The 13,601-nt window shown below is 58.1% G+C and carries 11 protein-coding genes; 10 read left to right on the top strand and 1 reads right to left on the bottom strand.

Translation table 11 applies throughout. The annotated features are described in order from the left end of the window. From ACNKH6_RS02590 to ACNKH6_RS02560, 7 genes are all read left to right on the top strand, one after another. Positions 1-186: hypothetical protein (locus tag ACNKH6_RS02590; RefSeq protein WP_417913986.1), on the top strand; the 186-nt coding region annotated here is incomplete at its 5' end. A 171-nt stretch (positions 187-357) separates the two neighbouring features. Further along, positions 358-2,322 (top strand): cation:proton antiporter, encoded by a 1,965-nt coding sequence (locus ACNKH6_RS02585; protein ID WP_417913985.1) that lies wholly within the window; start codon positions 358-360, stop codon positions 2,320-2,322. Then, a complete protein-coding gene (locus ACNKH6_RS02580; protein WP_417913984.1) occupies positions 2,319-3,428 on the top strand; it encodes a metallophosphoesterase in 1,110 nt (369 codons plus the stop codon). Before ACNKH6_RS02585 ends, ACNKH6_RS02580 begins: the two co-directional genes overlap by 4 nt. Beyond that, positions 3,425-3,808 (top strand): YkgJ family cysteine cluster protein, encoded by a 384-nt coding sequence (locus ACNKH6_RS02575; RefSeq protein WP_417913983.1) that lies wholly within the window; start codon positions 3,425-3,427, stop codon positions 3,806-3,808. The genes ACNKH6_RS02580 and ACNKH6_RS02575 overlap by 4 nt, the downstream gene beginning before the upstream one ends. A gap of 144 nt (positions 3,809-3,952) precedes the next feature. Beyond that, entirely contained in the window at positions 3,953-4,312 is a 360-nt protein-coding gene (locus tag ACNKH6_RS02570) for a hypothetical protein (protein WP_417913982.1), read from the top strand. A gap of 102 nt (positions 4,313-4,414) precedes the next feature. Next, positions 4,415-5,146 carry an energy-coupling factor ABC transporter ATP-binding protein gene (locus ACNKH6_RS02565; RefSeq protein WP_417913981.1) on the top strand — a complete coding sequence of 244 codons (732 nt, stop codon included), beginning with the start codon at positions 4,415-4,417 and terminating at the stop codon, positions 5,144-5,146. Further along, positions 5,127-5,336: a hypothetical protein gene (locus tag ACNKH6_RS02560; protein ID WP_417913980.1), complete on the top strand. Its 210-nt coding sequence runs from the start codon at positions 5,127-5,129 to the stop codon at positions 5,334-5,336. Before ACNKH6_RS02565 ends, ACNKH6_RS02560 begins: the two co-directional genes overlap by 20 nt. 7 nt (positions 5,337-5,343) lie before the next feature. Here the strand turns inward: ACNKH6_RS02560 and ACNKH6_RS02555 are convergent, their stop codons facing one another. After that, a complete protein-coding gene (locus ACNKH6_RS02555; protein ID WP_417913979.1) occupies positions 5,344-7,149 on the bottom strand; it encodes a M48 family metalloprotease in 1,806 nt (601 codons plus the stop codon). 205 nt (positions 7,150-7,354) lie between these two features. Between ACNKH6_RS02555 and ACNKH6_RS02550 the strand changes: the two genes are divergently transcribed. The 3 genes from ACNKH6_RS02550 (at position 7,355) to ACNKH6_RS02540 (ending at position 13,470) form a co-directional block, all read left to right on the top strand. After that, positions 7,355-9,175 carry a hypothetical protein gene (locus ACNKH6_RS02550; protein ID WP_417913978.1) on the top strand — a complete coding sequence of 607 codons (1,821 nt, stop codon included), beginning with the start codon at positions 7,355-7,357 and terminating at the stop codon, positions 9,173-9,175. 145 nt (positions 9,176-9,320) lie between these two features. Further along, positions 9,321-9,821, top strand: coding sequence for a hypothetical protein (locus ACNKH6_RS02545; protein WP_417913977.1), 501 nt, complete (start codon positions 9,321-9,323; stop codon positions 9,819-9,821). A 139-nt stretch (positions 9,822-9,960) separates the two neighbouring features. Further along, entirely contained in the window at positions 9,961-13,470 is a 3,510-nt protein-coding gene (locus ACNKH6_RS02540; RefSeq protein WP_417913976.1) for a transglycosylase domain-containing protein, read from the top strand. The last annotated feature ends 131 nt before the right edge of the window (positions 13,471-13,601 follow it).

The following is a 13,601-nucleotide window of genomic DNA, read 5'->3' as shown; positions in this document are numbered from 1 at the left end:
ATGAATATGAACTTGGTCTTCTTGCTTGGCTGGATGTCCATTGCTGTCCTCAGTTGTCGGTTCGGAGAGAGTCGCAGCCTGACTCGGCTGTCTGCAACGGGAGGAAACAATACTCTGTCTGAAGGGCTTTGGCAACATGGTGGAGGAACAAGAGCAGAGCGATGCCGTCGTAATTTTCTCAAATGACTGCCCTTCGCAGATGGTTATTGCAAGCCGAGGTCACGGCTTCGGATTTACTCCCGAATCCAAGGAAAATCATTCCTTGCCTCACCGCTGCACAGCAACTACAATGAGCTGCACAAGAGTCCGTTAATTTTTCGTCACAGCTCCGCTCTGGCAGCGTAAGTCGTGTAATTCATGGGAATAGCAGCAGACATCGTCATTATCGTAATTGCCGCGCTGGTTGGCGCATTGATTGCCCAGCGGCTGCGGCAGCCGCTGATTCTTGGCTACATTGCCGCCGGAATCGTTGTCGGGCCGAACACCGGCGGCGTGACCGTCGGCGACATCCACGAGATTGAGCTGCTGGCGGAACTTGGCGTGGCCCTGCTCCTTTTCGCCTTGGGGCTGGAGTTCTCCCTCAGCGAGCTGAAGCCAGTGCGCCGGATCGCCATTTCCGGCACGCTGCTCCAAATCGTGCTGACAGTGCTGTTCGGCTTCGGACTGGGCCGCTGTCTGGGCTGGCCAGTCACGTCTTCAATCTGGCTGGGCGCAGTAATTTCCTCATCCTGCACGATTGTGACCTTGAAAATCTTGGAAGGCCGAGGACTGCTGGGCACACTTTCCAGCCGGGTGATGATCGGGATGCTGATCGTGCAGGATTTGGCGATGGTGCCGATGATGATCATCCTGCCTAAACTGAGCAGCCCGGAGAGCGGCCTGCCGCTGCTGCTTTTCGCCGCTGTCAAGTCAGCCGTGTTCCTTACGCTGATGTGGTATCTGGGCCGCAAAGTGCTGCCGTGGCTGCTGGCCCATGTCGCCCAGTGGAATTCGCGGGAGCTGTTCATCCTCTCCATCACCGCCATCGGCCTTGGCATCGGCTATCTGACGTGGTACGTCGGCCTGTCGTTTGCCTTCGGAGCCTTTGTCGCGGGCATGGTGCTGAGTGAATCCGATTACGGCCATCAGGCCTTGAGCGACATCATTCCGCTGCGCGACATCTTCGGCCTGCTCTTTTTCATCTCAGTAGGGATGCTGCTTGATCCCGCTTTTCTGTTCGCCAACTGGCAGCGGATCTGCGCCTTGGTCGCTGTCATCGCCCTCTTCAAAGGCCTGCTTTTTTTTCTCATCGCCCGGTATTACGGCTACCGCAACATTGTGCCGCTGGCAGTCGGCTTCGGCCTGTTCCAGACCGGCGAATTCGCCTTTGTCTTGGCGCGGCAGGCATTGGCCACCAAAGCAGTTGATCAGGACATGTATTCGCTGCTCCTGGCTGTGTCCATACTCAGCATGGCCCTGACCCCCTTTGTCTCGTCCTTGGCTGCGCCAGTCTATCAGGTGCGGAAGCGGTTTTTCCGGCACGAGCCAGTGCAGACCGAGAACCTTCCGGCTACAGGGCTGAAAGAGCATGTGGTCATTGCCGGCGGCGGGCGGGTGGGCCAGCATGTCGCCCAAGCGCTGACGCAGATCGGCATTTCCTTTGTCCTGATTGAGCTGAGTCAGCAGCGGATGCTCGAATGCAAGGCCGCTGGCTATCCGGTCATCTACGGCGACATGAGCCAGCCAGTGGTGCTGAAAGCCTCGCGCCTGAAACGGGCGCGGCTCCTGCTGATCACCACGCCGTCGGTCATCACCTCGCAGTTCATCATCCAGCAGGCGCACCAGCTCCGGCCCGACCTGCACATCATCGCCCGCGCCAACGGCATTGAGCAGGCGCAGACCTTGTATGCCAAAGGCGTATACATGGCCGTGCTGCCGGAGATGGAGGCTGGACTGGAGATCGCCCGGCAGGCCCTGCTGCATCTGGAGATTCCAGTGACTGCCATTCAGCAGTACACCGATGCGGTCCGGCAGGAGCTGTACGCCCCGCTGCATCGGGAGGACGGCAGCCGCGAGCTTCTGGCCATGCTCGGCGGGATCAAAAATCTGCTGGAAATTTCTTGGTTCGAGATTCCGCCCGGCAGCCCGCTGCTGGGCAAAAGCATTGCCGAGGCGGCAGTCCGCAGCAGAACCGGCGCGTCCATAGTCGGCATCATTCACGAGGGTGCCTTTCAGTCCAACCCGCAGATCAGCTATATGTTCCAACTTGGGGACATGATTGCGGTGGTCGGCAGCCAGCAGGAGCGCAACGCCTTCAAACATCTGGCTGGTCTCTGCGCATGATATATTTCGTTGTCATCTTAGTCAGTTTGGTGACCGTCCTGCATCTGTATGCAGCGGCGCGGCTGGCAGCTCTGTGGCCAAACCGCCGCCGTATTTTGCTCGCCGTTTTCGCCCTGCTCTGGCTGCTCTTTGCGCTCGGACTGGGTGCAAGAATGCAGGACGGCCCGCTTTGGCTGGAAGCCGCAGGAATGCAGTGGATGGGCATCCTCTTTCTGCTTGCGGTCGGCTTGTTCGCCGCCGACTTGAGCAGCGGTTTCGGCCTGTTCCTGCCCAAAAACGCTGTGCGCCGTCTGCGCATGACAGGGCTGGCCTGCGGAATTATCTTGGCTGCCGTCGCGCACGTGCAAGGGCTGCGTCCGCCAGCAGTGGAGCGGCACGAGCTTGCTGTCAGCGGCCTGCCTGCCCAGCTCGACGGCCTTAAAATTGCTGTGCTTTCCGATATTCATCTTGGCCAGCTCCTGCTTGGCGCAGACTGGCTCAAAGTCCGGGTGCAGCAGGTGCAGGAGCTGCGCCCGGACTGCATTGTTTTGGTCGGCGATTTATTCGAGCGGGGCAGCCAAGCAACGGAGCTGGTGCCGATTCTGCGGCAATTTGCCGCGCCGCTCGGCGTGTTTGCAGTGCGGGGCAATCATGATGCTGTCCGCCCGCGCCACCCGGATTTAGCTGGCCCCATGCTGGCCGCTGCCAATATCCGGCTGCTCACCAATGAATGGACTGCGCTGGCTGACGGGCTGGTGCTGGCTGGGGTTGACGATCTAACCGCCGCCAGCCGCCAAGCAGGCGAAGGCGAAGCCAATCTTGCCCGCGCCTTGGCCAAGCGGCCTGCCGGTACCGCGACCGTGCTGCTTTCCCACACACCGTGGCTGACAGCGCAGGCTGCTGCCGCTCATGTCAGTCTAATGATCTCCGGCCACACCCACAACGGCCAGATATGGCCCTTTGGCGAGCTGTCGCGCCTCCGCTATCCGCTGTTCAATGGCACATATCAAATTGATGCGATGGCCCTTTTTGTTTCCAGAGGCACAGGAACCTGGGGGCCAAGAATGCGCCTTTGGCAACGGGGAGAAATCACCTTGCTCACCCTGCGCAGCCGAGGTCAGCAATGATTTCCTCAGAAAAGTTTCCCTTTCAATTTGATGCAGATGCCTGTGCAGCCTGCGGCGGACGCTGCTGCCGGGGCGCGGGCGGCTATGTCTGGGTTAGCTGGGAGGAGCTGGAAGCAATGGCCGCCGCACGAGAAATGAATCCCGGTCTTTTCGCCAAACAGTATGCTCGGCGGGCGCAAGGCAGGCTTTCCTTGCAGGAACGAGTGCTTAACGGTGAGCATTTTTGCTGCTTTTTTGACCGAGCCGCCCGCCGCTGCACGGTTTATGAACTCAGACCGGCGCAGTGCCGCACCTTCCCATTCTGGGAAAAATTCAAAACAGACTGGCAAGAGCTGCTGCGAGAATGCCCGGGAGTTGTCTTGAACGAAGATGTGCGCTGATGATGCAGCCGTGCAATTTTTCTCTTGCTTTCTTTGAAAAAGGTGTTAGACTTCGGAGCCAAGGGAATCAAGCATCTGTCCAGCAATTACATAGTCCGTTCTTCAACGGGCTGGCCAAAATAATCTCTTGCTCAGGAGAGTATCATGAAAACAATGTCCCGTTTTGCAATGACTGCGTTGTTCTGCGGCCTTTCGATGGTTGCTGCCAGTTCAGTGTTTGCTGCGCCGCCGAAGCTGGAAAAAATTCTTCGTCCTCTATCTCTTTTCAGAGGGCCTGTACAGTTACCTCTTGATTGGTGCAATCCTTTGTCCAAGAACTGCGGAAAGGCTACTGCGGATGCTTATTGCAAGAAAAAGTATGGACAAAATACAAGGGCCATATCGTTTGCGATAGCACCTAAGCTCGGTAAGACGCAGACCCTTGGTGGAGAGATATGCACCAGTCCTAGGCCTTTTAATCGTTGCGATGGATTTACATATATTACATGTGCAGTAATGCCATAATAATTCTGTGTTGAATATCCATGCAAAGTTGCTCCAGCCCTTGTGGCTGGAGTTCTTTTTTTGTGAATACCAGCTCCTTTTTGCTGAATCCCCAAATATTCAATGACCGCTCCCCTTATCGAACTCCGCCAAATTTCTTTTGCCTATGCTGGCAGCAGCCGTCTGCTGCTGGATCAGGCAGATGTGACCTTTGACCGCAGCCAGCGCATCGGCCTGATTGGCCCGAACGGCAGCGGCAAAACCACCCTGCTGCACATCATCATGGGCTTGCGGCGGCCAACCGGCGGCAGCCTGCTCTTCAAAGGCCGCGAGATCAGCAGCAAGGAGGACTTCCGCCTGCTGCGCCGGAGCATCGGCATGGTCTTTCAGGATTCAGACGATCAGCTTTTTTCGCCCACTGTGCTGGAAGACGTGGCGTTCGGGCCGCTCAACCTCGGCCTGAGCAAAGAGGAGGCACTGCATGTCTCCCGCCGCACCCTTGCCGATTTGGAGCTGTCGCGGCTGGAGGAACGGATCACGCATCAGCTTTCCGGGGGCGAGAAAAAACTGGTCTCCTTGGCCACCATTCTTTCCATGCAGCCGGAGGCCATGCTCCTTGACGAGCCGACTAACAACCTTGATCCTGCGACCAAAAATCGCCTGACCGCCATCCTCAAACGGCTGGACATCGGCTATATGATCATCTCGCACGACTGGGATTTTCTCGCTGAAACCTGCGATGTGATTTATACCATGAACAGCGGCAAGGCTCTGCGCAGCGGCACGGAATGCCTGCATATCCACCGTCATGTTCACGCTTGGGGCGACAAGCCGCATGAACACGCCCGCTGCTGAAAAGCCCGGACGGAAGCGGCGGCGGCGCAGCAGCGTCTGTCATTGCTGCCGACAGGAACCGCCCTTCTGTTGGACGTGCACCTGCGGTTTCGCCATTTGCCCGACCTGCTTTGCTGAAAACACGTGGGGCATGAGCAACGGCCCCACGTGGATTTGCCCGGACTGCGAGCGGGTGCATCGGATCGAATGAGGCCAATTCAGCGCGGCGGATGGGCGGCGAATTTCTCCGCCTGCCTCTGATAATATGCCTGATTAGCCGGATCTATGGCCGCTGCCCGCAACGCCGTCTGAACAGCCGCTTCAGTTCTGCTATTTTGCCAAAACGCCTCGGCCAGCGTGTCGAGGATATACCCAGTCTCCTCCCGGTCGGCAGCCTGTTCCGCCAGCTTCAATGCTCTGGCCGGATTGCGCAGACGCGTGTCTTTGGCCGTCAGCAGCAGCCACGCCAAATTATTTAAGGTTTCCGTTTGAACAGGCTCGGCCAGCAGAGCCTGCTCATAAGCGGCCCGCGCTGTTCCCTCCTCGCCTTGTTCCAGCAGCAAATCCGCCCGCAGATGCAGCAGGCTGCCGCTGTTCGGCTCATGGCGCAACCTGCTTTCAACAAGAGCTGCGGCGTGGCGCAGACGGGCGCGATGATTGAGCGCGTCGGCATCCACTGGCGGCAGGAGCCAGACCGCCAAGCCAGTGAGAAGAAAATACGCGGCCAAAGCGCGGCGCACCTTGCGGTCGTGCCGCTGCGCCAGTGCTGGGCTGCTTTCGCAGCGGACAAGAAATTCCATCCGCTCGCTGATGCCGAAATGGTGCCAGTTTTTTTGCTCGCGGCGGATGCCGGTCAGCACGGCGATTTTGTCAAAAGCCCGGAACAAAGGCCAGCCGCTGCCCTGCGCCCGAAAGGCATGAAGATCAGCCTGCCGCTCAAAATTGCGGATGAACCAGCCGAACAGAAAACGGAAATAGAGCAGAAAAAACGCAAGCAGCACGGTCCCGCTCAAATATTCAATCAGCCGCTCCGCTGGCAGGCCTGACCAGACCAGCAGCCGCCAGAACCAGCAGCTGCCGAGCAGCAGGGACAGCAGCGGCCCGGCCACGGCTTGCGTCAGCAGGCTGAAGCCAAAGAGCAGGAGCAAGTAGAGCAGGATATGCCTGTGCTTAACATGGCCAATTTCATGCGCGAGCACCGATTCCAGCTCCTCCTGATCCATCTCTTCCAGCAGGGCAGGGGTGAGCAAAACGTAGCGGAAGCGCGGCGCAAGTCCCATCACCGCTGCTGTCAGGGCGCGGCCTTCAAGCAGCGGCCAGCTCATCAGATGAGCCGGACAGCCTTGGCGGCGGCAGAACTGCTCAATCCTTTGCCGCTGCGGCCCCGGCGGCAGCGGTGCGCAGCCCCACAGCCTGCTGACTATCGGCGGAAAAAATAAAGTGAGCAGAATCACCGCCAGCAGGAAAAAGAACAGCTCGCCCCATGATGAGGCCAGCAGTTCCTGCATGAGCGGCCACGGCAGCAGCCGGAGCAGGTCAGCAAGCAGGGACAGCACCAGCCACGGCAGCACCAGCGGCAGGCTGTTGCGCAGGCTTTCGGCAGCAAAACCTGCGGCAGTGCGGCGACCGCCGAAGAGCCGCTGATAGCCCGGCCAGGCTTGCCGCCAGATGAGCAGAAGAAAAAGGAAAAAGAGGAGTAGTCCGCCGAACTGGGCCAAGGTGGGCAGCGCGCCGCCAAAGGACAGCGGTTTGAGATGATAGCTGAGATCAAAGACAAAAACTGCGCCGATAAACAGTGCCGCCGCCATGAGCGACAACCTGTTTTCAGCGGCGAAATAGGCGGCTGCCCCGCCGTGGTGGAATGCGGCTTGGAAGCGTCGCCCGGCGATCCGGTGCACGGCGAGCAGGAGCAGCCCGAAGAGCGGCAAGGCCAGCGCAAACGGCAGCAAAGGTTCTTCTGATGCTGGAGCGGCGGAGAGGACAAAAATCACCGCCAAAAAATAGAGCATACTGCTGTAGTTCATTGCGCACCTTGCAGGAACGGACGACGCGGAAAATTCTGTTGCACCTGATGTGCAACTCTTGAGGGGACAACAAAGCCATACAGGTTAAGCAAAGGATGATGTACTCCTTGTGGACAGGGCTGGATGCCGCTATTATACAGGATATGATCAACAGATCGGGCAGTTTTAAGAGTTGCACCTTAAGTTTCCAGAGGAAAAAAATACTATGAAACAGATCAAACTGAAGGTTTTGTCCTTGGTTTTCGCCTCGCTGCTGCTGGTCTCCTGCAACAGGCAGGAGGAGCAGCCTGCGCAAAAACCGTCCACGCCCAAGCCGCCTGAGCCGCCGAAACCGGTCTCCATGCTCACGCTGGTGCCGGAGGACACCATCCTCTTTTCCGGGGGCACGGAGCCAATTCCCTTGAAAGACTGGCTGGTTTGGAATGCCTCACGCTTCAATGTCAGCAAAAATACGCAGGCATCTTTGCTCAAGCCGCAGGAGCTGGACAAAATCAAAGAGAAGGCGACGACAGATGGACAGCGCATGGCGATCGCCATCTGGGAAGATTATGTCAGCACCGCGACTGAGCCGGCAGCGCAGTTTCAGAACTGGGGCGTGGCGGATACGCCCATGCTGGCTATTTATGCCATCGGGCTTGCTCCGGTTGTCCGCATCAGCCTGAATGATGCCCAGCGTTTTACCAGCAAGCTGGCCGCATTGGAAGAAAAGGCCAAAATTAAAACGGAACCAGTGAGTTTGGGACAGGCAAACTATCGCCGCTATCCTTTGACTGCGAAAAAAGAGGGCCAAGACCTGCCGCAGGTCAGCTTGATCATCGGCGTGGACGGCAAGGATGCGGTGTTCCTGCTGGATGTGGGGATTGACAGCGAGAAGACGCTGGCCTTGGCCTTAGGTCAGAGCAAGCCGGAGAAATCCTTAGAGCAGAGCGGACGGATCAAGTCGCTGCAAGCGCAGTATAAATTCTCCTTTCCGTGGCTGGGTTATCTTGATCATCGGCAATTCATCACTGGCCTGACCACCAAAGACGGCAATGCGATGGCCAAAATGGTGCAGCAGCTGGCCGCGAAACTGAAGCCGGAAGACACGGCGTGGCTTGCCGACCTGCAAAGCGAGGGCTGCCGGAATGATTTCAGCGCAATCGGCGCAAATTGGCCGCAGACGGTCAGCGGCTACACCGCCGTTGATCTGAAAGGAAAACCGGCGCGGATGGATTCGGTTATGGTGATTGAAAGCAAGGACAAGCCGCTGCTGGACGGACTGGCCTCGCTGCGCGGTTTCACACCAGATTACGGCAGCCCGGCCTTCGCTTCCACGGTTATTTCCGGCGGCATTGGGCTGAGTGTGGAAAATATCGGGCCGTTTTTGATGAAGCAGTGGACTGAAATCACCCAGAAGCCGTATCAGTGTGCGCCGCTCAAGGCAATGCAGGAGCAGTTGAAGGGGAACAATCCTGCCGCAGCCAGCATGGCGACAAGCATGGCCGCCGGTGTGCGGGGCTTGTCCTTCTCATTGCTGTCGCTGACCTTGGAGCAGCAGCCCGCAGGCGCTCCCTCAACAACACCGCCCATGCCAAAAGCAGCAGATGCGCTGATCAGCTTGTCGGCAAAGGATCCGGCGGCCTTGCTGCAAACCGTCTCCGGGCTGCTTCCGCAACTGGCGGAGCTGAAAATTCCGGCGGATGGCACTCCCGTGGCCTTGCCTGCGCCTGTGCCGCTGCCATTCCCTCTGATGGCCGCTGTCAATGGCCAGCATCTGACCGTTTATGCTGGAGAAAAGGCCGGACAGCTCGCGAAGGAGCTGGGCAAGATGCCGCTTGAATCCTCGCAGGGCATACTCAGCGGAGCCTTTGACTATGGCAAATTTTACAGCCTGCTGGCAGATGCCCTGCCCAAAAATGATGCCAAGGCCGCTGAGGCTGGCGCTGCATTAGAGGCGCTGAAAGATGCCAAGCTGCGCATTGAGATGAAGCTGGACTTCACAGAACGGGGCATTGAAATGAAAGCCAACATGGTCTCGACGGATTGACGCAAAGAAGATTTCTGTTTATTTTGTTCAGCCAAGCAGCTATCTTGTAGATAACTGCTTGGCTGAACACTGGCGGAGCGGCTGTGCTTTTGCAAAATTCCGGCAGGATGCGCCGCAGAAATTGGGCAAGGAGGGGAGAAAAGCCATGTTTTCGAGCAATTATCCTGAGATAGAAACTCCTGCGACAAAAAAGCCAGGCAGCGACGGTCCGGCGCAACCGATAGCTGGTCAGCTCTGGAATGTGATCGAATTCTCCCGCCAATTTCCTGAGCTGACCTTGTTTATCGTTGCCGACTCCAAAGCGGCGGAACTGAAAGCCCGCCGCTTGACAGATGATGAGCCGCTCGAATTTCCGCCGTTGGTCGCTCCTGATCCGAAAGAGCTGCACTGTCAAACCCAGAAGCAGCAGGATGAGCAAGCTGCGGAGGAATTGGCCCTTTTCGCCGAAGGAAAACTGCCGCCGCCGGAACCTCCTTCACCGCAGAAGACAGAAAAGATGCAGTTCTGGCGGTATCTGCTGGCCTTTTTCGCAATCATCCTTGCCCTGCTCTGGCTGCACGAAACTGATCACGCATCAGCAGCCCCCTTGCGTAAGCTGCACGTTGCGGTAACTACCGTTTTGCCGGTCAAGTATTTTTTTGCATAATCTGGCTGGCAAGGCACGCCTCCAGCCGTTGCTGATTCTGCTGGACAGGCCGGACGGCAGCGAATATTATGTCGGCATGTCACCGGTCTTTTTTTGCACCCCTGTCTCTTTTTTTCAACCCCGCTCCTGATCAAGCACGATGCGTCTGCGCGGCGTTTGCTCCTGTTTTTTCCGACTGCTCTTTTTTTCCACGGTCTTTGGTTTGCTTGCGGCGATTGCCGTTCTGGGCTGGGTCTGGTGGCAGGTGGTTAATGTTCCATGCCCGGAGATTGAGCCAGAGCGCATCGCCTCAATCCTTGGCAGGGAAAGTCCGGTCTATTACCGCGACGGCCAGGAAAAAATTGGCGTGCTGTTCGAGGACATCCACCGTCAATACTTGAGCTACGAGCAGCTGCCGCCACAGTTCATCAAGGCCTTGGTGGCGGCTGAGGACGACCAATTTTTCCATCATTACGGCATAGACCTGCCCGGCATCGCCAAGGCTCTGCTTCTCAACTATCAAGCGGGAAAAATCGTCCGGGGCGGCAGCACCCTCACCCAGCAGACCGCCAAAAATCTGTTCAAGCGCGAGAAGCGGAACTATCAGGCCAAGCTGAAGGAGATGCTCTACGCTCTGCGCTTGGAGCACCGTTATTCCAAGGAAAAGATTCTTGAATTTTACAGCAATCAGTTCTATGTCAGCGGCAACGGCCACGGTCTCGGTGTGGCGGCCCGCTATTATTTTGACAAGGAACCGCAGGAACTGGCCCTGAACGAAGCCGCCTTCATTGCCGGTTCGGTCAAAGGACCGGAATTGTATAATCCTTTCATCAAAAAGGATAAGGCGGCGGCAACCGAAGCCCGCCGTCGAGCGGCGGAGCGCACTGCGTATGTGCTCGACCGGATGCTCAAATTCAACATGATCAGTCAAGCCGAGCATGACGCGGCGCAGAAAATAGGACTGGCCTTCAAACGGGGCCGGACCAGTTATGACCTGACCACAGTCATGGACATGGTCGGCAAAGGGCTGGCCTCGAAGGCGATGGCGGAAATGATGGCCCAGCACGGGATTGACAACATCGCCACCTATGGCGCGAAAATTGTCACCACCATAGACCAGCGGCTTCAAGACGAAACGCTGTACAGCCTGCGGCGGGAGCTGTCGCGCTTGGATGTGCAGCTGCGCGGCTACGAGCGCAATGAGGTGCAGCAGGAGTATAAAGAAGCTGAGGGCGACAACAGTGAAGAAGACAGTGTGATCAGGGAAAAATCTTTTGTCTTCGGCACGATCCGGGAAATTCGGCGGGATAATCCTGAGCAGCCGCTGATTGCGGTCAGCTTCGGCCCCAAACAACCGGAAGGCAGCATTGACCGGCAGGGGCTTGAGCAGCTGCTGACCGCGTTGACCAAGTATCGGCGGCAGCAATGGGCCAAGCCGGATAAAAAAGACCTCGCCGATCTGCTCGCCCGGCTTCAGGTCGGCGATCGGGTCTATGTCAGCGTCACGGAACGGGATTCGTTTGATGCCACCGTGCCGATGCAGCTTGAACTGGAACGCTTTCCCAAGCTCCAAGGCGCGGCAGTCGTGCTCCAGCAGGGCGCGATTCGCGCTCTTGCCGGCGGTGTGGAAAATCGTTTTTTCAACCGGGCGGCAGATGCCAAACGCCTGCTCGGCTCGACCATGAAGCCGTTTCTTTATGCCGCTGCTCTGCAACTCGGCTGGAGTCCGCTTGATCGGCTTGATAATCGGCGGCAGGCTTTCATCTTTCAGCATCAGGCCTATTTTCCCCGGCCTGATCACAAAAGCCCTTTTGCACAAGTTTCGATGAGTTGGGCTGGAGTAAAATCTGAGAATGTGGCTTCAGTCTGGCTGCTCTATCATCTGACCGACAAGCTGACTCCGACTGGTCTGCTGGAGACTGCGGCCTTTGTTGACATGGCCCCCAGAAACGGCGAAAGCCAGCAGCAGTTTGCCGCCCGGATGCAGAGCGCATTCGGCCTGCGTTTTTCCGCTGCTGACCTTGACTGCGCCGCCTTTGAGCAGGCGGTGCGAAAGGCGGAACAGGATTTTCAATTCGAGGGCCGCAGCGAGGAGCTACACCACTGGCGTGAAATCGGCTGCCCGCAAAATCTGGAGCGATTCCGGGAGCAAGTGCGGGCCAGCTTGAACAAGCCTGACCTCAAACCGGCGCAGCGGAAGGAATACAGCACCCAGCTTGGCCTGCTGGCTGGCGGCCCGCTGCGTTGGCCTGATCTGCGGCGGCGGCGGCAGCTTCTCGACAAATACCGCGAGCAGCTCAATCAAATCGCCCTGCCTGCGGTGGAGGTGCCGAGCTTTTTTCCAAACGCCCAGCAAGAAGGAGCAGGGCAGGAAGCACCTGACGACGGGCCGCGTCCGTTTGGCAGGCTGGCGGAAAATGGGCAGGGCAGGTTAGTCTTCACTCTGCGCGGCGAGCTGCCGGAAAACTGGCAGCCAGTTGATGAGTACGGCCTGCGCCGCCGTTTGGCTTCCCTGCACCCGGAGGAGCAGAACACCCTCTGGAGCGGCGTGCTGCTCGAAGGAGCATTCAGCGCAGGGGCGGCAGACATCATAGAACGGCTGACAGCGGCGGAACGGGCTGCGCTTGACCAGTCGTCGTTGTATGCGGTGGAAACGCTGATCAAGCTGCGCGATTACCGGATCATGCTCGGCCTGCAATATCTGATCCGGCTGGCCCGCGAGACGGGCATCAAAAGCCGGATGGAGCCAGTGCTGTCCTTGCCGCTCGGCTCAAATGTCATCTCGCTGTTGGACAGCGTGCGCATGTATGAAACCTTGGCCACTGGCAGCCGTCATGAGGTGCAGCGGCCAAAACAGCTCCCGGAGGATGGCAGTGGCGCGGCTTCCGAGGACGACCGGGCGGGTGAGGACGGGCTGGCCTTGATTGAGCGGATTGAGGCCCCGGACGGCAAGGTGATCTATAGCCGTAAGCCTGCGGTCACGCCGGTGCTGGATGCGAAGAGCAGCAGCGAGATTAAGAATATTCTGCAAAATGTGGTGCGCTATGGCACTGGCCACGCTGCTTGGGAAAAGGTGCGGCTGCCGGGCGAAGGCGGCCAGCACAATGCCGCCCTGCCGGTGCTGGGCAAAACCGGCACGGCCAATGATTTCCGCAATGTGGCCTTCATCGGCTTTGTTCCGACTGGCGTGGACATGGACGAGACTGCCCTGCTGGCCTCAGTCGGCAGCACGGTGGGCGTGTATGTCGGTTTTGACAGCAACGAGCAGATGGAGCACGGCTCCTTCCGAGTCAGCGGCGCACTGGGCGCACTGCCAGTCTGGATCAGGCTCGCCAATGCCCTGTACACGCAGGAAGGCTGCGCTGATCATCTGGCACCAGAGGTGCTGACGGGCAGCAGCATCGGGCTGCGCTATCCAGAAACCGGCCAGCTTTTCATGCCGGTGGATGAGCAGGGCGGCGGTTTGATGCGCCGGGGCAAAGACGGTCTGAAAACAGATATCGCCCCGGAAGAGGCTGCGGTGCTTTGCCACGGTGCGCCGGGGCAATATGGCGGCTTTGAACCAGAACGCCGTTTCCTGCCTTTCTGGCTGCTGCGTCGGCAGTGGCAGCAACCGCCGCCGCAGCCTGATACTGCTGCGGCAGATCAGCAGCAGGCAAGCAGCCAATAAGCCTATACTTGACCCAAGTTGTGACCTATAAATCTTGAAAAATCCATGCTTCCCCGCATGTGTTATATTTCTGCTGTCCAGCACGAATATAACCGCACACAGAGGAAGACATGGAACTTGAAATTACAGCA

The sequence above is a fragment of the Candidatus Electronema sp. JM genome (genome assembly GCF_048287415.1).
Classification (GTDB): Bacteria; Desulfobacterota; Desulfobulbia; order Desulfobulbales; family Desulfobulbaceae; genus Electronema.
This window is presented reverse-complemented; position numbering and strand designations above follow the sequence as displayed.